Origin of the sequence: Parazoarcus communis SWub3 = DSM 12120 (assembly GCF_003226565.1) — a bacterium.
GTDB classification, from domain to species: domain Bacteria; phylum Pseudomonadota; class Gammaproteobacteria; order Burkholderiales; family Rhodocyclaceae; genus Parazoarcus; species Parazoarcus communis.
This window is the reverse complement of the sequence record NZ_QKOE01000005.1, coordinates 81658-103594: the sequence shown is the minus strand read 5'-3', so window position 1 is coordinate 103594 and position 21937 is coordinate 81658. Positions and strand designations below refer to the sequence as shown.

Sequence of the window (21937 nt, the reverse complement as noted above, 5' to 3'; positions counted from 1 at the left end):
CATGAACAGCGCCGCCCTCACCCAGAGCTATCCGATCCTTGCAGATCTGTCGCCAGCGGCCCGCCAGATGCTGCTTGAGGCCGCACGCTGGATGACGGTGCCGGCCGGTACCGTACTGTTCGACGACCACCAGGCCTGCGAGGGTTTTCCCTTCGTCGTCGAAGGTTCGGTGCGGGTCAGCAAGTGTGCGCCAAATGGCCGAGAGTTACCGCTGTATCGGGTCACACCGGGAGAAACCTGCATCATTTCCTCGTCCTGCCTGCTGGGCAGCGCGGACTACAACGCCCGTGGCGTCACCGAAGCGGACACACGGCTGATGATGCTGCCCAAACCGGTGTTCGACCGCCTGCTGGCTGACCCAGCCTTTCGCGACTTTGTGTTCCACCTGTTTGCCGAGCGGATTGCCGACCTGATGCAGTTGATCGAAGAGGTGGCCTTCCAGCGTCTGGATCAACGCCTGGCCAGCCTGCTGCTGGGCAAGGGCCGAGTGCTGCACATCACTCATCAGCAACTGGCTGACGAACTGGGCAGCGTACGCGAATTCGTCAGCCGGCTGCTCAAGGGCTTCGCCGCACAGGGGCTGGTCCGACTGGCCCGTGAGCAGATCGAGATCCTCGACGCAGGCGGCCTGCGCCGCATTGCCAGCGGTACGGACAGCGCGCAGGGAGGCCACTCATGAACCCGGTGGCTGTGTAACCCGGGTTACAGACCCAGGCCTTTGCGCCATGCTCCAATAGGGTCACTTTCCCCAAGGAGCACAAGCATGAAAGCAAATGTAGGTGGTATCGACAAGATCCTGCGCATCGTCGCCGGTGTGGTTCTGCTGGCCCTGGCCATCATGGGCATCGGCGCACCGTGGACCTTCATCGGCATCGTCCCCCTGGCCACGGGCCTGATGGGCTGGTGCCCGCTCTACCCGCTGCTTGGCCTGAGTACCTGCCCCGTCAAGAAAAACTGAGGCAGCGTCGCAGCAAGGCAGAAAGCCGGGTCATCGAACCCGGCTTTTTCACGCCGGTCGTCCGTGCGCGCTGCAGTAGTTCGCGATGGCGACGAACTCGGCAACCGACAGGCGCTCGCCACGCAGGCCCGGGTCGATACCCAAGGCAGCAAAACCTGCTTCGTCGAGATAATCCTTCAGGGTGTTGCGCAAGGTCTTGCGGCGCTGGCCGAAGGCAGCCGTCACGATCTCACCCAGCAAGGCGTCGTCGTGCGCCCCCAGCTGCTCCGCAGGCAGGGGCACCATGCGGACAATGCTGGACATGACCTTGGGCGCGGGACGGAATGCGCCGGGCGGCACATCAAACAGCCGCCCCATGCGGAAGCGGTACTGCAGCATGACCGACAGACGGCCGTACTCTTCAGTACCCGGCTCCGCCACCATCCGCATCACGACCTCCTTCTGCAGCATGAAGGTCATATCCTTCACCCTGTCCGCAAACTCCGCCAGATGAAAGAGGATGGGCGTCGAGATGTTGTAGGGCAGATTGCCCGCCACACGCAGCGGCGCACCCAGCGTGGAGAAGTCAAACTTCAGCGCATCGCCTTCGTGAATGCTCAGCCGGTCGGGCGAATAACGCTCACGCAGACGTGCGATCAGGTCACGATCGATCTCCACGACGTGCAGATGCGGCACGCGTTCGATCAAGGGGTGAGTCATCGCCCCAAGCCCGGGGCCAATCTCGACCAGGATATCGCCGTCCTGCGGCTTGATCGCGTCGATGATGCGACGAATGATGTTGGGGTCGGACAGGAAGTTCTGCCCGAAGCGCTTGCGCGCGCGGTGGCCGTCGGTTTCGCGGTCCTGCATCACGCAGCCCTCCGCCGCGCTTCGGCCATGTTCAGCGCCAGTTCGACCGCAGCGAACAGGCTGCCGGGGTCGGCCTTGCCTGTTCCGGCCAGATCGAGCGCCGTCCCATGATCCACCGACGTCCGGATGATGGGCAGGCCCAGCGTGACATTCACCCCACCGCCGAAACTGGCGTGCTTGAGCACCGGCAAACCCTGGTCGTGGTACATCGCCAGCACAGCATCCCCTTGCGCCAGCGCATGCGGCACGAACAGGGTGTCCGCAGGCAAGGGCCCAAGCAAGGTCATGCCTTCGACACGCAGTTGATCAAGCACGGGGGTGATCACCTCGATCTCCTCGCGCCCCATGTGCCCACCCTCACCCGCATGGGGGTTCAGACCGGCAACCAGGATACGCGGCTCGGCAATCCCGAACCGACCCACCAGGTCGGCATGCAGGATGCGCAGCGTCTGCGCCAGCACAGGGCGGGTCACTGCTGCAGACACGGCAGCCAATGGCAGGTGTGTGGTGACGAGTGCGACGCGCATGCCCCCTCCCACCAGCATCATGACCACACGCTCGGTGTGAGTCGCGGCAGCGAGATATTCGGTATGGCCGCTGAACGGAATGCCGGCGTCGCAGATCACCCCCTTGTGCACCGGGGCCGTCACCATCCCTGCAAACTCGCCTGACACGCAGCCCTGCAACGCGCGGTCGAGCAAGCCGAGCACGTACGCGGCATTGGCCGGATTCAGCTCACCTGCACAGGCGGGCACCGCCAAGGGTTGGTGCAGGACATCGAGTACCCCCTCCACCGCCGCGATGCCGGGCACCCATTCCCGCACGACGGTGTCGCAGCCCAGGCGGGCGACACGCTCCTCGATCAGCTCGAGGTCGCCCAGCACCACCATCTGCGCGGGCCAGTTGCGACGGGCCAGCGCAACGCACAACTCCGGCCCCACGCCCGCCGGCTCGCCACTGGTGACGACCAGCGGTGGCAAATCCTTCGGCACGACGCTCACTCGCGCTCCAGCCGGTTCTCGACATAGGTGCTGTCACGCAACTGACGGACCCAGTCTTCGTAGGCTTCGTCGGCCTTGCGGTCACGCAGGATGTTGCGCGCAGCATTACGCTTGCGCTCGTCGGTCACATCCTGCAAACGACGCTCCATGACCTGAATCAGGTGCCAGCCGAAAGGCGAGCGCACCACCGGGCTCACCTCGCCCGGACGCAGGGCATTCATCGCACGTTCAAACTCGGGCACCGTGTCGCCCGGGTTGAGCCAGCCCAGATCGCCCCCGCGGGCCGCCGACAGGTCTGCCGAATTGGCCTTGGCCAGTTCGGCAAAATCGCCGCCATTCACAATGCGCTCACGCAGGGCACGAAGGCGGGCTTCTGCATCGGTGTCGGACAGCACCTCGGACGTCTTGATCAGGATGTGGCGGGCACGGGTCTGCTCAAGCTGCTCGGGGCCGGCGGCTGCGCCGCCCCGCTTATCCACCAGTTGAATGATGTGCAGGCCAGCCGCGCTGCGCAGCACCGGCGACACCTGACCGGGTTGAAGATCCCGCGCCGCATCGGCATACAGTGCGGGCAAGCGGTCACGCTCACGCCAGCCCAGGCTGCCGCCATTGACGCTGTCCGGCGCGTCCGAGGAGTCTGCCGCAACACGACCGAACGCCTCGCCCGCGCGCAGCCGCGACAGCGCCCGCTCTGCGCGCTCGCGCAGACGCGCGATCTGCTCCGGGCTGGCACTCTCCGGCGCCCGCATCAGGATGTGTGCGACCAGGTATTCGCTACCGGAAAAGGCGTCGGGGTTGTTCTGCAGGAAGTTGTCGATCTCGGCATCGGTCACCACGATCCGGCTATCCACCTCGCGCTCACGCAAGCGGGTCAACAAGATCTCGGTACGGATCTCATCGCGGAAACGGCTCCACGACACGCCATCGCGCTCCAGCGTGGCGCGCAGTTCGGTAGCGGAAATCCGGTTGTTCTCGGCAATGCGCGCAATCGCCCGCTCGAGCGTGGCGTCGTCAACACGCAAGGAGGTTTCGCGCGCAAGTTGCAGTTGCGCCTGCTCGATGATCAGGCGTTCGAGGATCTGCCGTTCGAGCACGTCGGCGGGTGGCAACTGTCCGCCCTGGCGCTGCACCTGGCGGGTGATCTGCTCGACGCGATCGCGTAACTGGACCGAGGTGATGACATCACTGTTGACCACGGCGACGATGCGATCGACGGCAGCGACCCGGCTTGCCGCCATCGAAGGGGCGATCATGGCCGTGCAGGAGACGGCAAGCGCAAAAATGGTATGCGACAGAAAACGGTTCATGGTCTCAATTGTCTGTTCTGTGGTGAGCGAAGTCACTCAAGGCCGAACACGCGGTCCGAGCCTGGTTCGTTGATCTTGCCGTAACCCGGCACGCTACGCTTGATCAGGCTGACCGGGCTGGAGCCGATGCTCGCCAGATCGTTGAGTTCAAGCTGCACGAAGAAGGCCTTGGTCACGTCATCCGCACTGGTGGCAAAACGGTGCATGGCGACACGCACCACCCAACAGCCTCCATCGTACTCAATGCCACCGATGGCCTCGGTCAGGCGTTTGTCCTTCAGCGAATGGGTCAGGCGGGTCACCCCATACCAGCCGCCACCGAGCGGCCACTGTCCGGACACATCCACATCGCGCAGGATGTCCTTGGCATAGCGATAGCTCAGGTTCAACGCGCGGGCGAAACCGGGCTGATAGCGGAAAGTCGCGTTGAAGCGCTCGGTCCAGTAATCACGGGGGTTGTACTGCCACAGCGATTCGAACGAGGTGTCCTCGCTCAAGCGCGCACCGACACCGGCCAGGATGTCCGCACGACGGCTGGTCCGCGGGGTTTCCACATTGACGACGTTGCCGTTGTTATCGAGGTAATTCAAGGATACTCGCTGATCCTCAAAATAATAGCGCTGTCCAAGCAATACGCGCATGCGCTCTGCACCACTCTCCGGGTCGATCAGACGCGAGGTGACCGCAGCGGTCAGCTGATTGGCATCGGCAATGCGGTCGCCACCAGTATAGAGATTCTCGGCGAACAGTTGGGCAAAACCAAAGTCATACCGAGTAGTATCAAACAGAGGAATGTCGTCCTGGCGACGATAAGCTGCATTCAGGTAGTAGAGCCGCGGCTCAAGTGTCTGAACGAAGTTGCGACCAAAGTAGCTGGCTTCGCGTTCGAAAATCAGACCAGAGTCGATCGAGAAAATGGGTACTGACCGACTGATCGAATTTCGCAAGGCGGGTGAGGTCTGCTGACGATCACGATCAATATCATATCGAGTATGGTGCAGACCCAACTTGGGCGTTACGAAGTAGCCAGCCCCCTGCACAGGAAGTGATACCTGCGGATACGCAGTGGTCCGCGTCGCGTCCGGCCGGCTATCAAGCGGATGCTCGAAACGAACATACTCACTGCTCAAATCAAATGCCGCGCCCCCCATCAGATCAGGGCGAGATGCGTTCAGCTTGAGTTGAGGCAGTCGACGGTAAGGCGTAACCACCGGGTTGTCGGGATCCGGGCTCAGCGTCTGATAACTCTGCACCAACGCAGATGCCTGCCACCAAGGACTACCTGCGTAGATGAGTTGCCCCTCACGCAGCAAGTTGACCTTGGAAGCCACCGACACCCGCGAACTCATGTCCTCGAAGTATTCGTCGTCCGAGACCGCGTTGAGATCCAGCGAGCCGTATAGCGTGGGCGTAATCCATTGCTGGTGTTGCAATGACCCCAAGGTACGCTGCTCGCCGCTGACATTGTCGCGCGCGAGATACTCGCCCCGGACCTCACCCCGATAGCTTTCCCCCATATAGCGGAACTCACCACCAAGCTGCAGGCCTCGTCGGCTCATCCAGCGTGGCGAGAGCGTGGCGTCGTAGTTTGGTGCGATATTCCAGTAATAGGGTGTAGTAAGGTCGAAGCCGGTCTTGTTGGACGAACCGAAAGTGGGTGGCAGCAGGCCCGACTGGCGCTGCCCGACCAGCGGAAACTCGGCCCACGGCAGCCAGAACAGCGGCACGTCCATGAACACCACGGTGCCACCCTTTGCGACCCCGACCTCACGGTCGTAGTCCAGAGTCAGTTCGCGTGCCTTGATATACCAGTCGGGATCCTCGACCCGACAGGTCGACCAGGTCGAGTTCTGCGCCCGATACTGGTTCTCACCCTCGAAATACAGTACATCGGCCTGCCCGCCACCCGTCACCTGACGCGGCTCATCGCCCTCCTCGAGCGGCTCGCGCGTACGGGTGATCGAATAGCGTGGCGACTGGAACGCGCCGACCCTATCCCCCACGACCAGGCTGGCAGAAGGACCGGAAATCTCATCGTTGCCCTGACGCAAGCGGACATTGCCTTCGGCAAGCGCCTCGTCACTGGGCTCTCGATAGACGAGACGATCGGCCGTCAACATCATCTCGCCACGTTGCAGTTCGGCATCCCCGTCAGCCACCAGTTCGACTGCACGGGTGCCGCTGATACGCAAGGCACTGACTTCGGTCGTGCCCGTTGCAGCGGGGGCCTGCGTCGTCGCATCCGGCCTGACCGGCGTGGGGGAAGCCACAGCGGGCGCGGCCGATGCAGGCAGGGGAGCGGCAGCAGCGGGGCGCACTGGCGCGGCGGGCGGCTGTACCGGAGCCGACGCGGGCAGCGCAGCACCCGGGGGGGCCGCAGGCGTTCCGGCTTCGACTCGCCGCACCTCGCGCGCATCCGCCGGCGCCTCGACGACAGGCGCCTTGGGCGCCACCGCTGGCGCTTCCTTCACTGCGGCTTTGGCGCCTGCCCCGCGAACCAGCTCCGGCGACACCACCAGCGGCGCCATGCCTGCCGCCGCCACTGGCGCCGAAATGCAGCACAACAGCAGTGGAATCAGTCGCATCCGTGTCTTCAAACCCAAGTCTGGCAAAGCGATCCCCGTTCGGCAGAAGGTAAGCGACTGCCCGCACAGGCAGTCGTATTGATAAACTCGCGAATTCTACACGAACGATCGCGGAGAACCCGCTTGCCCAGACTTGTACAACTTAAGCAGTGGCTCGAAACCTGCCAGCCAGGTCGCAGTTTCAGCCTCAGCCCGGCTTCGGCCGATGCCAGCTTCCGCCGCTATTTCCGTGCCGATTTCGCCGACGGCGGCCCCAGCCTGATCGTCATGGATGCACCACCCGAACACGAGGATTGCGGCCCGTGGCTGAAAGTCGCCCGGCTGTTCCGCGAGGCCGGCGCCCATGTGCCGGAGGTGCTGGCCGAAGACACCCAACAGGGCTTTCTGCTGCTGTCCGACCTGGGCAGCACCACCTATCTCAATGCGCTGCAGCACCCCGAGTGCACGCCGCTGGAGGCGGCACACCTGTACGCCGATGCAATCGGCTCGCTGCTTGCGATCCAGGCAGCGAGCCGTCCGGACGTTCTACCCGACTATTCCGAAGCCTTGCTGCGCAGGGAACTGATGCTCTTCCCCGAGTGGTACATCAGCCGCCACAAGGGCATGAGCCTGGACGCCAAGGACGAAGCCACGCTGATGGCCGCCTTCGACCAGATCATTGCGGTCAATCTCGCCGAACCCCGGGTCTTCGTCCATCGCGACTTCCACTCGCGCAACCTGATGCGCGTCACCGATGGCGTAAACCCCGGCGTGATCGACTTCCAGGACGCGGTATATGGACCGATCACCTACGATCTGGTGTCCTTGTTCAAGGACGCCTACATCGCCTGGGATGAAGATTTCGTGCTCGACCTGCTCGCCCGCTACTGGGAAATGGCACGCAGGCTCGGGCTTCCGGTACGCGAGGACTTTGGCGACTTTCACCGCGACTACGAGTGGATGGGCGTGCAGCGCCACCTGAAGGTGCTGGGCATCTTTGCCCGCCTGTGCCACCGCGACGGCAAGGAGGCCTACCTCAAGGACATGCCACTGGTCATGTCTTACCTGCGCAAGGCCTGCGACCGCTACCGCGCCCTCGGCCCCCTGCTCAAGATCCTCGACAAGCTTGATCCGGTGCCGGTCGAATACGGCTACACCTTCTGATGAAGGCCATGATCCTCGCCGCCGGGCGCGGCGAGCGCATGCGCCCGCTGACCGACCACTGCCCGAAACCCCTGCTCGAGGTCGGCGGCAAGCCGCTGATCGTCTGGCACATCGAGCACCTTCGTCACGCGGGCATCACCCAACTGGTGATCAATCACGCCCATCTCGGGCACTGCCTCGAGGCGGCGCTCGGTGACGGCAGCGCACTGGGCGTACAGATCATCTGGTCGCCCGAAACCGAGGCTCTCGAAACCGCCGGCGGCATCCGCAAGGCGCTACCACTGCTGGGCGAAGCCCCATTTCTGGTCATCAACGGCGACGTATTCTGTGACGTGGACTTTGTCCAGCTGGCAAGCCGCGCAGCCACCCTGCGCGCCTCCGGCAGCCTCGCGCACCTGCTGCTGGTGGACAACCCCGAACACCACCCCGCAGGTGATTTCGTACTCGACGGCGACCGCATCACCACCGATGGGGCGCCGCGCCTGACCTTCTCTGGCATCGGCGCCTACCATCCAGCACTGTTTTCCGCGCTGGCCGACAACACGCCCCACAAGCTGGCCCCCTTGCTGCGTGAAGCCATGCAGGCCGGCAAGGTGGAAGGCGTCCGCCACGCTGGCATCTGGATCGATGTCGGCACACCCGAGCGCCTAGCCGCCCTGGATACCCGGCTGCGCACCCTGGAAGATCGGCGATCGAGCTGAGCCCTGACCACTGTCTCCGGCACTGTATGCCGCAAGCACGGTCGAATTGCCACCTGCCAGCCATGTCATAATTCAGCACATGAACGCCCTGAACGAACCCCTCAAGCTCGACACCACGCCCTTCCGCGCCCGGCGCGAACGCCTGCTCGCCCACATGGTAGCCAATGGCGGCGGCGTTGCCATCCTGCCAACGGCACCGGAACGCGCACGCAACCGGGACACCCACTACCCGTACCGGCACGACAGTTACTTCTACTACCTGACCGGCTTTCACGAACCGGAAGCCGTGCTGGTCCTGGTTGCGGGCGCCACGCCGAAGCAGATCCTGTTCTGCCGCCAGAAAGACGAAGAGCGCGAGATCTGGGACGGCTTCCGCTATGGCCCAGAGGCCGCTGCCGCACTGTTTGGCTTTGACGAAGCCTGGACCATCGGCGACCTCGAGCGCCGCCTGCCCGACTTCCTGGCCAACCAGCCAATGCTGTGGTGCGGTCTGGGCTACGACAACGACTGGGACGGCAAGGTCATGAGCGCGCTCAACACCGTCCGCGCCAACGCCCGTACCGGCATCACGCCGCCGCATTCGGTGCGCGACCTGCGCGCCGAACTGGACGAAATGCGCCTGATCAAGGACACCAGCGAGATCGCACTGATGCGCCGCGCCGGCCAGATCTCGGCAGAGGCACACTGCCGGGCGATGCAGCAGACCCGCCCGGGACGGCACGAGTACGAAATCGAAGCCGAACTGCTGCGCACCTTCCGTGCGGCAGGCAGCCAGGCCCCGGCCTACACTTCGATCGTTGCGGGTGGCGGCAATGCCTGCGTGCTGCATTACATCGAGAACAACTGCCTGCTGCGTGACGGCGACCTGCTGCTGATCGACGCTGGCTGCGAACTCGATGGCTACGCCTCTGACATTACCCGTACCTTCCCGGTCAATGGCCACTTCAGCGGCCCGCAACGCGACGTCTACGCGCTGGTGCTCGCCGCCCAGCATGCTGCACGCGCGGCAGTCAGACCCGGCGCCCACTGGAATCAACCCCACGAGGCCGCAGTAGCCGTGCTGGCCCGCGGCATGATCGATCTTGGCCTGCTCAAGGGCAGCTTCGACGAAGTCATGGAAAAGGGCGACTATCGCCGTTTCTACATGCACCGCACCGGCCACTGGCTGGGCATGGATGTCCACGATGCGGGCGAATACAAGCTCGGCGGCGAATGGCGTCCGCTGCTGCCGGGCATGGTGCTGACCATCGAACCCGGCTGCTACATCCGCCCGGCCGCCGACGTACCGGAAGCATTCTGGAATATCGGCATCCGCATCGAGGATGACGCGCTGGTCACCGAGAACGGCTGCGACTATCTCACTGACGGCGTACCGCGCGAGATCGACGACATCGAAGCCCTGATGCGGGATGCCGCCCATGCAGCAACATGACCTGCTGATTGTCGGCGCTGGCCCGGTCGGGCTGGCGCTGGCCCTGAGCCTGAAGGATGCCGGGCTGGACATCGTGCTGGCCGACACCCGGCCAGCCGATGCGGCAGCGGCCGACCCGCGCGTTCTCGCGTTGTCCCACGGTACCCGCTTGACGCTTGAGCAGCTTGGCGTCTGGCAGACACTCTCGCCCACCGACATCCGCACCATCCACATCTCGCAGCAAGGCAGCTTCGGCCGCACCTGCCTGCAGGCCGACGACTACGACCTGCCTGCCCTGGGCCATGTGCTGCCAGCCGGCGGGCTGGCCAAGGCGCTGCGCACAGCGGTGGAGCGCGCCGGCATCACCATCCTGGACAACACCGAAGTCACCCGCCTTGCACCGACGGCCACCGACGTTGCGATCAGTCTGAGGGGCCAGCACGCAAGCACGCGCTACGCCCGCCTGGCAGCCTGCGCCGAAGGCGGCATGGCGCAGGACGACCCCGAGGTCGTCGAGCACGACTACCACCAGCACGCCCTGATTGCCCAGGTCGGCAGTCACGGCGGACACCGGCACACCGCTTTCGAACGCTTCACGGCCAGCGGCCCGATGGCACTACTGCCCTGTGGCCAGGGCTATGCCGTGGTGCACGTCGTCGACGAGCAGCGTGCGGACCAGATGCTGGCCCTCGACGACGCCCGCTATCTCGCCCTGCTGCAGCACACCATCGGCCAACGCGTGCAACTCGAGGGCATCACCGATCGCCTGCGCTACCCCTTGCTGTTGCGTTACCGCCGCAAGCCGACAGGCCAGCGCACAGTCTGGCTGGGTAACGCGGCGCAGACCCTGCACCCGGTTGCCGGCCAAGGTTTCAATCTGGCATTGCGCGACGTTCATGCCCTCGCGCAGGCCGTGCTGGGCCACACCAGCGACCCCGGCAGCCATGCAGTATTGTCGGCTTACCAAGGGGCACGCGGGCTTGACCGCCTGGGCACCATCCGCTTCACCGATGGGCTTGTCCGGCTGTTCAGCAATGACATCGCACCGCTGCGCCATGCCCGTGGTGCCGGCCTGTTCGCACTCGACATCTGCCCACCGCTGCGCCATTTCATTGCCAAGCGGATGATGTTTGGAGCACGCGCCTGGCCGTGAAAACGCGTGGGCGAGCTGTCGTGTGCAGGTCGTGACCGCAGGCGGGCACACCCCCACCGATGCAGGCAGGCGCGGCATGAACCCACCCGCCGTTGCATGATTCGCACGCACAGCAGATCGATGCGGAAGTTTTGCGCACCCCCAGCATAGGCTCCATGGGGTAAAATGCCGTCCTTTTCCCGCATTGCCCCCACCCATGCAGTTCGCCGGTTTCACCTTACGTAACAATCTCTTCGTTGCACCGATGGCCGGCGTGACGGATCGGCCTTTCCGCCAGTTGTGCAAAAAACTGGGGGCGGGCGTTGCCGTGTCCGAGATGGTCACGTCCAATTCGCTGCTGTACGGCAGCGCAAAAACCCAGCGTCGGGCCAACCATGACGGCGAGGTAGACCCGATCTCGGTACAGATTGCCGGCGCCGATCCGGCGATGATGGCAGAAGCCGCGCGTCACAACGCCGACCGCGGCGCCCAGATCATTGACATCAACATGGGTTGCCCGGCCAAGAAGGTGTGCAACGTGATGGCAGGTTCTGCGCTGATGCAGGACGAGCCGCTGGTCGCGCGCATTCTCGAGGCGGTGGTCGCGGCCGTGCCAGGCACGCCCGTCACGCTCAAGTTCCGCACCGGCTGGAACCGCGACAACAAGAACGCACCGGTCATTGCGCGCATTGCCGAGGAATCGGGCATCCGTGCCATTGCCATTCATGGCCGCACCCGCGCCGACCAATACACGGGTGAGGCCGAGTACGACACCATCGCCCACGTCAAGACGCTGGTGAAGATCCCGGTGATCGCCAACGGTGACATCACCACCCCGCAGAAGGCCAAGTTCGTGCTGGATTACACCGGTGCGGACGGTGTCATGATCGGTCGTGCAGCGCAGGGCCGGCCCTGGATCTTCCGTGAAATCGAGCATTTCCTTGCCACCGGCGAACTGCTTCCTGCACCGCTGGTCACCGAAATCCATCAGGTCTGCCGCGAACACCTGGCCGACCTGTACGCCTTCTACGGCGAAGACACCGGGGTCAAGATCGCGCGCAAGCACATCTCCTGGTACACCAAGGGTCTGGTCGGCTCGGCGGCATTCCGCCGGGCAATGAACCAGCTACCCGACATTCCGGCCCAGCTCGCGGCCGTCGACGACTTCTTTGGCCAGCTTGCGGATGCCGACACCCGTCTGCGCTACGAAGAAGAACAGCCTCAGGAACTCGCCGCATGAGCCGCAGCAACGAAATCGCCGACTCCGTCTTCCGGACCCTCGATCAGTATTTTCGCGACCTTGACGGTGAGAAGCCGGCTGCGATCTACGACATGGTGATCCGCAACGTCGAGCGGCCGATGCTCGAATTCGTGCTGCAGCAAGCCAAGGGCAATCAGACCGTGGCCGCCGACATGCTCGGCATCAACCGGAACACACTGCGCCGCAAGCTGACCGATTACGACCTGCTCTGAGTCTCCGTCGCAGGGGCCCGCGCCGGGACGCCATACCCAGTTTTCCGATTCACATCCTTCTGCAAGATCTCAAGATGAACGTCACCCAAGCCCTGATCAGCGTCTCCGACAAGCGCGGCGCCCTCGAATTTGCCCGTGAACTGGCCGGACTCGGCGTCAAGCTCCTGTCCACCGGCGGCACCGCCACCCTGCTGCGCGAAGCCGGCCTCGAGGTGACCGATGTTTCCGAGCACACCGGCTTTCCCGAAATGCTCGATGGCCGGGTCAAGACCCTGCATCCCAAGGTCCATGGCGGCATCCTCGCCCGCCGCGACCTGGCCGAACACATGCAGACCATCGCCGCCCACGACATCAGCCGCATCGATCTGGTCGTGGTCAACCTCTATCCTTTCCAGGCCACCGTGGCCCGCCCCGATTGCACGCTGGAAGACGCCATCGAGAACATCGATATCGGCGGCCCGACCATGGTTCGCGCAGCCGCCAAGAACCATGGCGACGAAGCCGGTGGTGTCGGCATCGTCACCGACCCGGACGACTACGCCGGTATCATCGCCGAGCTCAAGGCCAACGCCGGCAAACTGTCCTACAAGACCCGCTTCGCACTGGCAGTCAAGGCATTCACCCACACCGCACGCTACGATTCGGCAATCTCCAACCACCTGACCGCGCTGGTCACCAACGATGCAGGTGACGTGTCCCGGCAGACCTACCCGGAACGCTTTCAGCTCGCCTTCGACAAGGTGCAGAACCTGCGCTACGGCGAGAACCCGCATCAGAGCGCAGCCTTCTACAAGGAACCCAACGCCGCTGAAGGCGGTATCGCCAGCTATACCCAGTTGCAGGGCAAGGAGCTGTCCTACAACAACATCGCCGACGCAGATGCGGCCTGGGAATGCGTGAAAGCCTTCGACAGGGACACGGCAAACGCCGCCTGCGTGATCGTCAAGCACGCCAACCCCTGTGGCGTCGCACTCGGCACGAGCCCTCTGGAAGCTTACAAGAAGGCCTTCTCCACCGATCCGACCTCGGCCTTTGGCGGCATCATTGCCTTCAACGTCGAAGTTGACCGTGCCGCAGCCGAAGCGGTGTCGGCCCAGTTCCTCGAAGTGCTGATCGCCCCGTCCTACACTGCCGACGCACTGGAGTTGCTGCGTGCCAAGCAGAACGTGCGCGTGCTGACCTGCCCGCTGGGTCAGCCTGCAGGCGCATTCGACTACAAGCGCGTGGGCGGCGGCCTGCTGGTGCAGAGCGCTGACGAAGCCCGTATCCAGCTCGTTGACCTGAAGGTGGTCACCAAGCGCGCGCCAACCGAGACCGAGATGCGCGACATGCTGTTCGCCTGGCGCGTGGCCAAGTACGTGAAGTCCAACGCCATCGTCTATTGCAAGGACGGCATGACCATTGGCGTCGGTGCCGGGCAGATGAGCCGGGTGGATTCCGCCCGCATTGCCAAGATCAAGGCCGAGAACGCCGGTCTGTCGATTCCCGGTTGCGTGGTCGCATCAGACGCATTCTTCCCCTTCCGTGACGGTCTGGACGTGCTGGCTCAGGCCGGTGCCACTGCCGTGATCCAGCCGGGGGGTTCGATGCGCGACGCCGAAGTGATCGCCGCCGCGGACGAACAGAACATCGCCATGGTGTTCACCGGCTTCCGCCACTTCCGTCACTGATCCGGAGCGCCTAATGAAAGTCCTCGTCATCGGCTCGGGCGGGCGCGAACACGCGCTGGCCTGGAAACTTGCCCAGTCACCCAAGATCACCCGGGTGCTGGTCGCCCCCGGCAACCCCGGCACCGCCCGTGAGCCCAAGCTGCAGAACGTGGCAGTCAGTGCCGTCGATGCCCTGGTCGAGCTCGCTCGTGCTGAGCAGGTCGGCTTTACCGTGGTTGGCCCGGAAGCGCCGCTGGCTGCCGGCGTGGTCGACGCCTTCCGTGCCGCAGATCTGCCCATCTTCGGTCCGACCCGCAATGCTGCCCAGCTCGAAAGCTCGAAGGACTTCGCCAAGCGCTTCCTGATCCGGCACAACATCCCCACCGCAAAGTACCAGACCTTTGCCGACGCCAGTACGGCCCATGCCTATATCGATGCCGAAGGCGCCCCGATCGTGATCAAGGCCGACGGCCTGGCCGCGGGCAAAGGCGTGGTGGTGGCAATGACGCTCGATGAAGCCCATGCTGCCATCGACATGATGCTGCTCGACAACAAGATGGGCGACGCGGGCGCGCGGGTCGTCATCGAGGAGTTCATGCAGGGCGAGGAGGCCAGCTTCATCGTCATGGCCGACGGCAAGCATGCCCTGCCGCTGGCCACCAGCCAGGACCACAAGCGCCTGCAGGATGGCGACCAGGGCCCCAACACGGGTGGCATGGGCGCCTACTCCCCCGCGCCGGTGGTCACCCCCGAAGTGCACGCCCGTGTCATGCGCGAGATCATCCAGCCGACCCTGGCCGGCATGGCCGCCGACGGCCTGCCCTACACCGGCTTCCTCTATGCAGGCCTGATGATCGACGACGCCGGACGGCCGCGCGTGGTCGAGTTCAACTGCCGCATGGGCGACCCCGAGACCCAACCGATCATGATGCGGCTGAAGACCGACCTCGCCGACCTGGTCGAAGCCGCCATTGCCGGCAAGCTGGATCAGACCGAAGCCGAATGGGACCGCCGGGTCGCACTTGGCGTGGTGCTGGCCGCTGCCGGGTATCCCGACAGCCCGCGCAAGGGCGACCGCATCGATGGCCTGCCCACCAAGGCCGACGACGATACCCATGTCTTCCATGCGGGCACCGCCGAGCACGATGGCGCAGTGGTCACGGCAGGCGGGCGAGTGCTGTGCGTCACCGCGCTCGGCGACAACGTCAAGGCCGCACAGAAGCGCGCCTACGAGCTGGCTGCGGCAATCCGTTTCGATGGCTGTCACTACCGTCGCGACATCGGCTACCGCGCCGTCGCGCGCAAGGCCTGATCCGGATGAGCATCGACCTCGTCACCATCAAGCAGTATTTCACGGGGCTGCAGGCGCGCATCGTCAGCGAGCTGGAAGCCTTCGACGGCCTGGCCTTCCGCGCCGACGGCTGGGAGCGCCCTGGCGGTGGAGGCGGACTGACACGAGTCATCGAAGACGGCCAGTTCTTCGAACGCGGCGGGGTCAACTTCTCCCATGTCATGGGCGATGGCATGCCGGCATCAGCGACCGCACACCGACCGGAGCTTGCCGGCCGCCGCTTCGAGGCCATGGGCGTGTCGCTGGTACTGCACCCGCGCAATCCCTACTGCCCCACGGTACACATGAACGTGCGCTGCTTCGTTGCGCTGGCAGAAGGCAAGGCGCCGGTATGGTGGTTTGGCGGCGGCATGGACCTGACCCCCTACTACGCCAACGAAGACGACGTCCGCCACTTTCATACGGTCTGCCGGCAAGCGGTGCTGCCGTTTGGCGGCGACGCCGAACACCGCCGGCTCAAGGAATGGTGCGATCGTTACTTCTTCCTGAAGCACCGTAACGAGCCACGTGGCGTCGGCGGCCTGTTCTTTGACGATCTTGGCGCCGATGGACACACGCCATTCGATACTGCGTTTGGTCTCACCCGCTCGGTGGGAGACGCCTTCCTCGACGCGTATCTGCCCATCGTCGAACGCCGCCGTCACGACAGCTATGGCGAACGCGAACGCGAGTTCCAGTCCTACCGCCGCGGCCGCTATGTCGAATTCAACCTGGTGTTCGACCGTGGCACCTTGTTCGGCCTGCAGTCCGGTGGCCGTACCGAATCCATCCTGATGTCCATGCCCCCGGTGGTGCACTGGCGCTACGACTGGCACCCCGAAGCCGGCTCACCCGAAGCGCAGCTGTACGAGGTTTTCCTGCAGCCACGAGATTGGGTCTGAGCGACAGGGCGCATAAAAAAACGGCAGCCGGTTCAAACCCGCTGCCGTTTCTGTTTATGGATCACGCCTGAACCGGCGTGATCCCGGGCGTACCCTTTACAGCTTGCCGCCCACCCAGCCGGCCACTGCGGCCAGTGCGGCCGGCAGCTTGTCAGGCTCGGTACCGCCGGCCTGGGCCATGTCCGGACGGCCGCCGCCCTTGCCACCCACTTGCTGGGCAACAAAGTTCACCAGTTCGCCCGCCTTGACCTTGGCCGTCGAGTCCGCCGTCACCCCGGCGATCAGCGACACCTTGCCATCGGCGACCGAGCCCAGCACGATGGCTGCCGTCTTGAGCTTGTCCTTGAGCTTGTCCATGGTCTCGCGCAAGGTCGGTAGATCTGCGCCGTCCAGCGTGGCCGCCAGTACCTTGATACCGTTCACCTCGACAGCCTGCGCCACCAGGTCATCGCCCTGACTGGCGGCAAGCTTGGACTTCAGGCGGGCGAGTTCCTTTTCCAGCACGCGGACGTTGTCCAGGATACCGGCAACACGCTCGGCCACTTCTTCCGGCTGCACCTTCAGCAGTGCGGATACGCCCTGCACACGGCGCTCCTGCTCCTGTGCATAACGCAGCGCGTTCTCGCCGGTCACCGCCTCAACCCGGCGCACGCCAGCTGCAACACCACCTTCGACAACGATCTTGAACAGGCCGATGTCACCGGTACGGCTCACATGTGTGCCGCCGCAAAGTTCCTTGGACGAACCGATGGTCAGTACCCGCACTTCATCGGCGTACTTCTCGCCGAACAGCATCATCGCGCCGGTCTTCTGCGCATCCTCCAGCGCCATCACCGAAGCGTCGGTTGCCGCATTGGCGAGGATCTCGGCATTGACGATCTCTTCGACCTCGCGGATCTCCTCAGCGGTCAGCGGCGCGGTGTGGGCGAAGTCAAAACGGGTCTTGTCCGGATCAACCTGCGAGCCCTTCTGCTGCACGTGACTGCCGAGCACCTCACGCAATGCCTTGTGCATCAGGTGGGTCACCGAGTGATTGCGCGCGGTGGCGGCACGGGCCGCGACATCGACGCGGGCGGTCACACCCTGTCCGACCGCGATACGACCGGTCTTGACCACGCCGTGGTGGCCGAACACCGCGGCCTGCACCTTCTGCGTATCTTCCACCGCAAAGATGCCGGCGCTTCCCTTCAGTTCACCACGATCGCCAACCTGACCACCGGATTCTGCGTAGAAAGGAGTGCTATCCAGCACGACGACACCGAAATCGCCTTCGACCAGTTCGTTGACCGCCGCACCATCCTTGTACAACGCCAGGATGTTGCCTTTTTCTTCCAGGCGCTCATATCCGTGGAAAGCCGTGGCGGGGCCATCGTATTCCAGATTGGCAGCCATCTTGAACTTGCCCGCAGCACGCGCCTGCTCCTTCTGCCGCGCCATGGCGGCATCGAAGGCTGCCGCATCGACGGTGACTTCACGTTCGCGACAGATGTCGGCGGTCAGATCCAGCGGGAAGCCGTAGGTGTCGTGCAGTTTGAACGCGGTATCGCCGTTGAACACCTTGTTGCCCGCCTGGGCCATGGCGTCGAGCTCGGCCTCGACGATGGCCATGCCGTTCTCGATGGTGGCAAAGAATCGCTCTTCCTCCTGACGGAGCACGTCGCTCACGCGACGCTCGCCGGCCTTCAGTTCGGGATAGGCCTCACCCATCTCGGCCACCAGGTCGGGCACCAGTTTGTGGAAGAAGGCCGCACGAGCCCCCAGCTTGTAACCGTGGCGGATGGCCCGGCGAATGATTCGGCGCAGCACATAGCCACGCCCCTCGTTGCCGGGAATGACGCCGTCGGCGATCAGGAAGGAGCAGGCGCGGATGTGATCGGCCAGCACCTTCAGCGAGGGCGAATCCATGTCCGCATCCGACGTTTCGCGCGCAGCGGCCTTGATCAGGCTCTGGAACAGGTCGATCTCGTAGTTGGCGTGTACGCCCTGCAGTACTGCGGACACCCGCTCCAGCCCCATGCCGGTATCCACCGAGGGCTTGGGCAGCGGATGCATCACGCCGGCCTCGTCGCGGTTGAACTGCATGAACACGTTGTTCCAGATCTCGATGTAGCGATCACCGTCCTCCTCGGGCGATCCCGGCGGGCCGCCCCAGATGTGCTCGCCGTGATCGTAGAAGATCTCGGTACACGGACCGCAGGGGCCGGTGTCACCCATCATCCAAAAGTTGTCCGACGCGTAGCGCGCCCCCTTGTTGTCACCGATGCGGATCACGCGCTCGGCCGGCACCCCGACCTCTTTGGTCCAGATGTCGTAGGCCTCGTCGTCCTCGGCATAGACGGTGACCCAGAGCTTGTCCTTGGGCAGCTTGAAGACTTCGGTCAGCAGCTCCCAGGCGTAGCGGATCGCATCACGCTTGAAGTAGTCGCCAAAGCTGAAGTTGCCCAGCATTTCGAAAAAGGTGTGATGGCGGGCGGTGTAGCCGACGTTTTCAAGGTCGTTGTGCTTGCCACCGGCGCGCACGCATTTCTGCGACGTCGTGGCGCGGGTGTAGGGACGCTTGTCAAAGCCAAGGAACACATCCTTGAACTGATTCATGCCCGCATTGGTAAACAGCAGGGTCGGATCGTCGTGCGGCACGAGCGAACTCGACGCCACGATCTGGTGGCCTTTGGATTCGAAAAACTTGAGGAACTTGTCGCGGATTTCGGCGGATTTCATGGCGTTTCCAGTAGCGGGATTTCAGTGCGTATTGTCACGCAAAACATTGTTGAGCCACCCACCATCAGGCAGGCGGTAGAGATCGAAATCACTGTCGATGGACATCACGTCGCGGCAGCCGGTCTGCAGCGCCAGCAACACCACCGACGCGTCGGCAAGATCCATCGGACGATCAGGGTGTCTGTCCATCAGCCGGATCGACCCGGCGATGCTGGCGGGATCGAGGTCGGCCACACTCAATCCACCCCGCTCCACCCAGTTGAGCAGGCGCAACTGCGCATCGGGACTGTATCGCAGCACGTGCATGGCTTCAGTCAGCACCGGCCACGTCGTCGTCAGCGTCGCCCCGCATTGCTTGAGAAACCCGATGCAGCGCGCGTGATCGCGGTCCGCCGGGTTGAACAAGGCAATCAGCGGCCCCGCATCAACGATCATTTTTCACACGCAAGGACTCGGCAAGGTAGGCCTTGCGCCGCGCCGCCAGATCACCCGGACCAGCCTGCGTGCCCCCGAACAGATCCGCTCCCAGTTCATAAGGAGTCTTCCGCGGCTTCAACCGGGCGAGATACTCCCTCAACCCAGCCTTGACCAACTCGCTCTTGCTCAGCCCGGTCTGCGCAGCCGCACGCGCCAGTTCGGCTTCGAGTTCGGGATCGAGGCGAATCGACAGGGTCATCAGGCAGGCTCCAGGGCTGTATTACACGGCGTATCGCATCGTATGCCGGGCCATCAGGCAAGTCAATCCGGCGCCACACCAAGCCATTGCACGATGCGTCCAAACCGCCAAAGCGCGCGCGCATTCCCTATAATTGACGTACACGTCAACCAACAACAGAGACCACCATGGGACACCGCCTCTCCAAGATCTACACCCGCACCGGCGACGCCGGCACCACCGGCCTCGGCGACGGCAAGCGGGTGTCCAAGAACAGCCTGCGCATCCATGCGCTCGGCGAAGTGGATGAGGTCAACGCCATCATCGGCTTGCTGCTGTGCGAAGCGCTGCCCGAAGCAGTATGCAAACTGCTGACCGACGTACAGCACGATCTGTTCGACCTTGGTGGTGAAGTATGCATTCCGGGCATGAGCATGATCACCGAGAAGCAGGTCACGCACCTCGAAGAACAACTCGACAGCTTCAACGAACCGCTCGAGCCGCTGAAGGACTTCATCCTGCCCGGCGGCACCCGCGCCGCGGCCCTCGCCCACCATGCCCGTACCGTCTGCCGGCGTGCCGAACGCGCCTTGGTCGCACTGGCGCTGGAAGAAGCGGTGAATGACGGCCCGCGCCAGTATCTGAACCGCCTGTCCGACCTGCTGTTCGTGCTTGGCCGCGTACTCAACCGCGCGGAGGGCCGTGGCGACGTGCTGTGGCAGAAACGCAAGAACGCCTGACGCTGGCGGGCTTCAATCGACGAGGTCTTCAAAGGCCTCGTCGACAGACAGCGTGCAATCCACGCTACGCAATTGCAACGGCGGCATGCCCGCCACAGACTCGGTCATCAACCAGCCATCAGCCTGACGCCGGAACAGCTCCAGGCGACGGGCTCCGATATCAACCAGCAGGTACTCGCTCAAGGCCGGTAGTTTGCGATAGGCCGCGAACTTTGCCCCTCGATCGTATTCCGCCGTACCCTCGGACAATACCTCCACCACCAGGCAAGGATGCTCGATTGCCAGCTCGGCACGGCGGTCACCTTCGTCGCAACTGACCATCACGTCTGGATAAAAGTAGGCGTCAGCTTCCGCAACGAAGAGCTTCATGTCAGAGACAAAAACCTGGCAGCGCGTCCCCTTCAGTTGCGCTCTCAACCTCGCGTACAGCCCCCCTGCGACCAGCACGTGTTCCCGCCGCGCACCAACCATCGCGAACACCTCGCCAGCCACATATTCGTGTTTTTCCACCTGTCCGGCTTCCCACTCAAGGTAAGCCTTGCGGTTCAACAAACCGGATTCCAAAGCTTCACCCATCACCCGTGCTCCTTCCCGTGTCAGCGCCCTGTTCAAGCCTAATCGGCTTTGGCATGTGCGGCAAGGCATCATGATTCACGCCACAAATCACGACCACCTCCCGACCTAGAAGCCCGCAGGATGGATCGTCATGGGAGAGCATGGCTTGCTGGCACAGCACACCATCCCGTCAAAGCGCGACATTGCGTCTATGCAGGTGCATGCAGCCTGTCGGCTTCATCCACTTCTCATAGCGCAAATCCCAAAGACGAAGGCATAATCCGTCGCGCATGCGCTCACGCTTCAGCTGGAAGCAATTGGACATAAAATGTCTTGACATTTTATGTCACAACATCTAGATTGGCAGTGTCGTCAATCGACCTAAACATTAAGAGGGGGAAAGGATGAAATCGCTACAAGAGCAGATCGCCGGACTCGATGTCATGCTGACGGCCCGCCTCGGCGGTGCGTCGATCAGCCTGCAGCCGATCCCCGGTTCGGTGCCGGTCATCCAGGTGGTCATCGGTGGGCGCGAGGAACTACCCATCTTCATTACCGCCTCAGAGGCGCAGACGCTTTGCATCTGCTACCTGTGGACCGAAGCCGAAGTCCGCGGCGAAACGCGTACCGAGTTGCTCGAAGCCCTGCTCGACCTCAATCCGTCCATTCCGCTGTCTTCGTTTGGGCGGGTCAATGAGCACTATGTGCTGTTCGGCGCCCTCGCCGCCGATGCCCGGGTCGAAGACATCGCCCACGATGTGGCAGCCCTGAGCGACAACGCACTCGATGCCCTCGATGCGCTTGCCCACTACCTGAACTGAAGGAGCC

Annotated in this window: 21 protein-coding genes; 13 read left to right on the top strand and 8 right to left on the bottom strand. The window is 63.7% G+C overall.

Annotated features, from left to right (window positions below; translation table 11 throughout):
* The first annotated feature begins 1 nt into the window (after position 1).
* The gene (locus DNK49_RS09050) at positions 2 to 679 is read left to right on the top strand and encodes a Crp/Fnr family transcriptional regulator (RefSeq protein ID WP_110524022.1); all 678 of its coding nucleotides are present in this window, start codon (positions 2 to 4) and stop codon (positions 677 to 679) included.
* 84 nt (positions 680 to 763) lie between these two features.
* Positions 764 to 958, top strand: coding sequence for a YgaP family membrane protein (locus tag DNK49_RS09045; protein WP_110524021.1), 195 nt, complete (start codon positions 764 to 766; stop codon positions 956 to 958).
* Between the two features lie 48 nt (positions 959 to 1006).
* Here DNK49_RS09045 and rsmA read toward each other — a convergent pair whose 3' ends face one another.
* The 4 genes from rsmA to DNK49_RS09025 are packed head-to-tail and all read right to left on the bottom strand — an operon-like array spanning position 1007 to position 6700.
* Complete coding sequence (rsmA, locus tag DNK49_RS09040; protein WP_110524020.1) at positions 1007 to 1807, bottom strand: 16S rRNA (adenine(1518)-N(6)/adenine(1519)-N(6))-dimethyltransferase RsmA; 801 nt, start codon at positions 1805 to 1807, stop codon at positions 1007 to 1009.
* On the bottom strand, positions 1807 to 2808 hold the full coding sequence (gene pdxA, locus DNK49_RS09035; protein WP_243632291.1) for a 4-hydroxythreonine-4-phosphate dehydrogenase PdxA: 1002 nt from the start codon (positions 2806 to 2808) through the stop codon (positions 1807 to 1809). The genes rsmA and pdxA overlap by 1 nt, the downstream gene beginning before the upstream one ends.
* Positions 2805 to 4115 (bottom strand): peptidylprolyl isomerase, encoded by a 1311-nt coding sequence (locus DNK49_RS09030; RefSeq protein WP_110524019.1) that lies wholly within the window; start codon positions 4113 to 4115, stop codon positions 2805 to 2807. The genes pdxA and DNK49_RS09030 overlap by 4 nt, the downstream gene beginning before the upstream one ends.
* A 32-nt stretch (positions 4116 to 4147) precedes the next feature.
* Complete coding sequence (locus tag DNK49_RS09025) at positions 4148 to 6700, bottom strand: LPS-assembly protein LptD (RefSeq protein WP_207806929.1); 2553 nt, start codon at positions 6698 to 6700, stop codon at positions 4148 to 4150.
* A 123-nt stretch (positions 6701 to 6823) separates the two neighbouring features.
* Between DNK49_RS09025 and DNK49_RS09020 the strand changes: the two genes are divergently transcribed.
* The 9 genes from DNK49_RS09020 (at position 6824) to hemF (ending at position 16441) form a co-directional block, all read left to right on the top strand.
* Positions 6824 to 7843 carry an aminoglycoside phosphotransferase family protein gene (locus DNK49_RS09020; RefSeq protein WP_110524018.1) on the top strand — a complete coding sequence of 340 codons (1020 nt, stop codon included), beginning with the start codon at positions 6824 to 6826 and terminating at the stop codon, positions 7841 to 7843.
* Positions 7844 to 7851: 8 nt separating this feature from the next.
* The gene (gene murU / locus DNK49_RS09015; RefSeq protein WP_110524208.1) at positions 7852 to 8544 is read left to right on the top strand and encodes an N-acetylmuramate alpha-1-phosphate uridylyltransferase MurU; all 693 of its coding nucleotides are present in this window, start codon (positions 7852 to 7854) and stop codon (positions 8542 to 8544) included.
* A gap of 79 nt (positions 8545 to 8623) precedes the next feature.
* The gene (gene pepP / locus DNK49_RS09010; RefSeq protein ID WP_110524017.1) at positions 8624 to 9976 is read left to right on the top strand and encodes a Xaa-Pro aminopeptidase; all 1353 of its coding nucleotides are present in this window, start codon (positions 8624 to 8626) and stop codon (positions 9974 to 9976) included.
* The gene (locus DNK49_RS09005; RefSeq protein WP_110524207.1) at positions 9963 to 11108 is read left to right on the top strand and encodes an FAD-dependent monooxygenase; all 1146 of its coding nucleotides are present in this window, start codon (positions 9963 to 9965) and stop codon (positions 11106 to 11108) included. Before pepP ends, DNK49_RS09005 begins: the two co-directional genes overlap by 14 nt.
* A gap of 196 nt (positions 11109 to 11304) precedes the next feature.
* Positions 11305 to 12327, top strand: coding sequence for a tRNA dihydrouridine synthase DusB (dusB, locus tag DNK49_RS09000; protein ID WP_110524016.1), 1023 nt, complete (start codon positions 11305 to 11307; stop codon positions 12325 to 12327).
* Positions 12324 to 12560, top strand: a complete 237-nt coding sequence (locus tag DNK49_RS08995; protein WP_110524015.1) for a helix-turn-helix domain-containing protein — start codon at positions 12324 to 12326, stop codon at positions 12558 to 12560. The genes dusB and DNK49_RS08995 overlap by 4 nt, the downstream gene beginning before the upstream one ends.
* A gap of 74 nt (positions 12561 to 12634) precedes the next feature.
* Positions 12635 to 14230: a bifunctional phosphoribosylaminoimidazolecarboxamide formyltransferase/IMP cyclohydrolase gene (purH, locus tag DNK49_RS08990; protein WP_110524014.1), complete on the top strand. Its 1596-nt coding sequence runs from the start codon at positions 12635 to 12637 to the stop codon at positions 14228 to 14230.
* 13 nt (positions 14231 to 14243) lie between these two features.
* Complete coding sequence (gene purD / locus DNK49_RS08985; protein WP_110524013.1) at positions 14244 to 15521, top strand: phosphoribosylamine--glycine ligase; 1278 nt, start codon at positions 14244 to 14246, stop codon at positions 15519 to 15521.
* Positions 15522 to 15526: 5 nt separating this feature from the next.
* Positions 15527 to 16441 (top strand): oxygen-dependent coproporphyrinogen oxidase, encoded by a 915-nt coding sequence (gene hemF / locus DNK49_RS08980; protein ID WP_110524012.1) that lies wholly within the window; start codon positions 15527 to 15529, stop codon positions 16439 to 16441.
* 96 nt (positions 16442 to 16537) lie between these two features.
* Here hemF and alaS read toward each other — a convergent pair whose 3' ends face one another.
* The 3 genes from alaS to DNK49_RS08965 are packed head-to-tail and all read right to left on the bottom strand — an operon-like array spanning position 16538 to position 19835.
* Positions 16538 to 19159 (bottom strand): alanine--tRNA ligase, encoded by a 2622-nt coding sequence (gene alaS / locus DNK49_RS08975; protein ID WP_110524011.1) that lies wholly within the window; start codon positions 19157 to 19159, stop codon positions 16538 to 16540.
* Positions 19160 to 19180: 21 nt separating this feature from the next.
* Positions 19181 to 19594, bottom strand: a complete 414-nt coding sequence (locus DNK49_RS08970; RefSeq protein ID WP_110524010.1) for a type II toxin-antitoxin system VapC family toxin — start codon at positions 19592 to 19594, stop codon at positions 19181 to 19183.
* The gene (locus DNK49_RS08965; RefSeq protein ID WP_110524009.1) at positions 19584 to 19835 is read right to left on the bottom strand and encodes a ribbon-helix-helix protein, CopG family; all 252 of its coding nucleotides are present in this window, start codon (positions 19833 to 19835) and stop codon (positions 19584 to 19586) included. Before DNK49_RS08965 ends, DNK49_RS08970 begins: the two co-directional genes overlap by 11 nt.
* 167 nt (positions 19836 to 20002) lie before the next feature.
* Here DNK49_RS08965 and DNK49_RS08960 point away from each other — a divergent pair, with 167 nt between their 5' ends.
* Positions 20003 to 20554: a cob(I)yrinic acid a,c-diamide adenosyltransferase gene (locus tag DNK49_RS08960; protein WP_110524008.1), complete on the top strand. Its 552-nt coding sequence runs from the start codon at positions 20003 to 20005 to the stop codon at positions 20552 to 20554.
* Between the two features lie 12 nt (positions 20555 to 20566).
* Here DNK49_RS08960 and DNK49_RS08955 read toward each other — a convergent pair whose 3' ends face one another.
* On the bottom strand, positions 20567 to 21130 hold the full coding sequence (locus DNK49_RS08955) for a Uma2 family endonuclease (RefSeq protein WP_110524007.1): 564 nt from the start codon (positions 21128 to 21130) through the stop codon (positions 20567 to 20569).
* Between the two features lie 383 nt (positions 21131 to 21513).
* Here DNK49_RS08955 and DNK49_RS08950 point away from each other — a divergent pair, with 383 nt between their 5' ends.
* On the top strand, positions 21514 to 21930 hold the full coding sequence (locus DNK49_RS08950) for a YjfI family protein (RefSeq protein ID WP_110524006.1): 417 nt from the start codon (positions 21514 to 21516) through the stop codon (positions 21928 to 21930).
* The last annotated feature ends 7 nt before the right edge of the window (positions 21931 to 21937 follow it).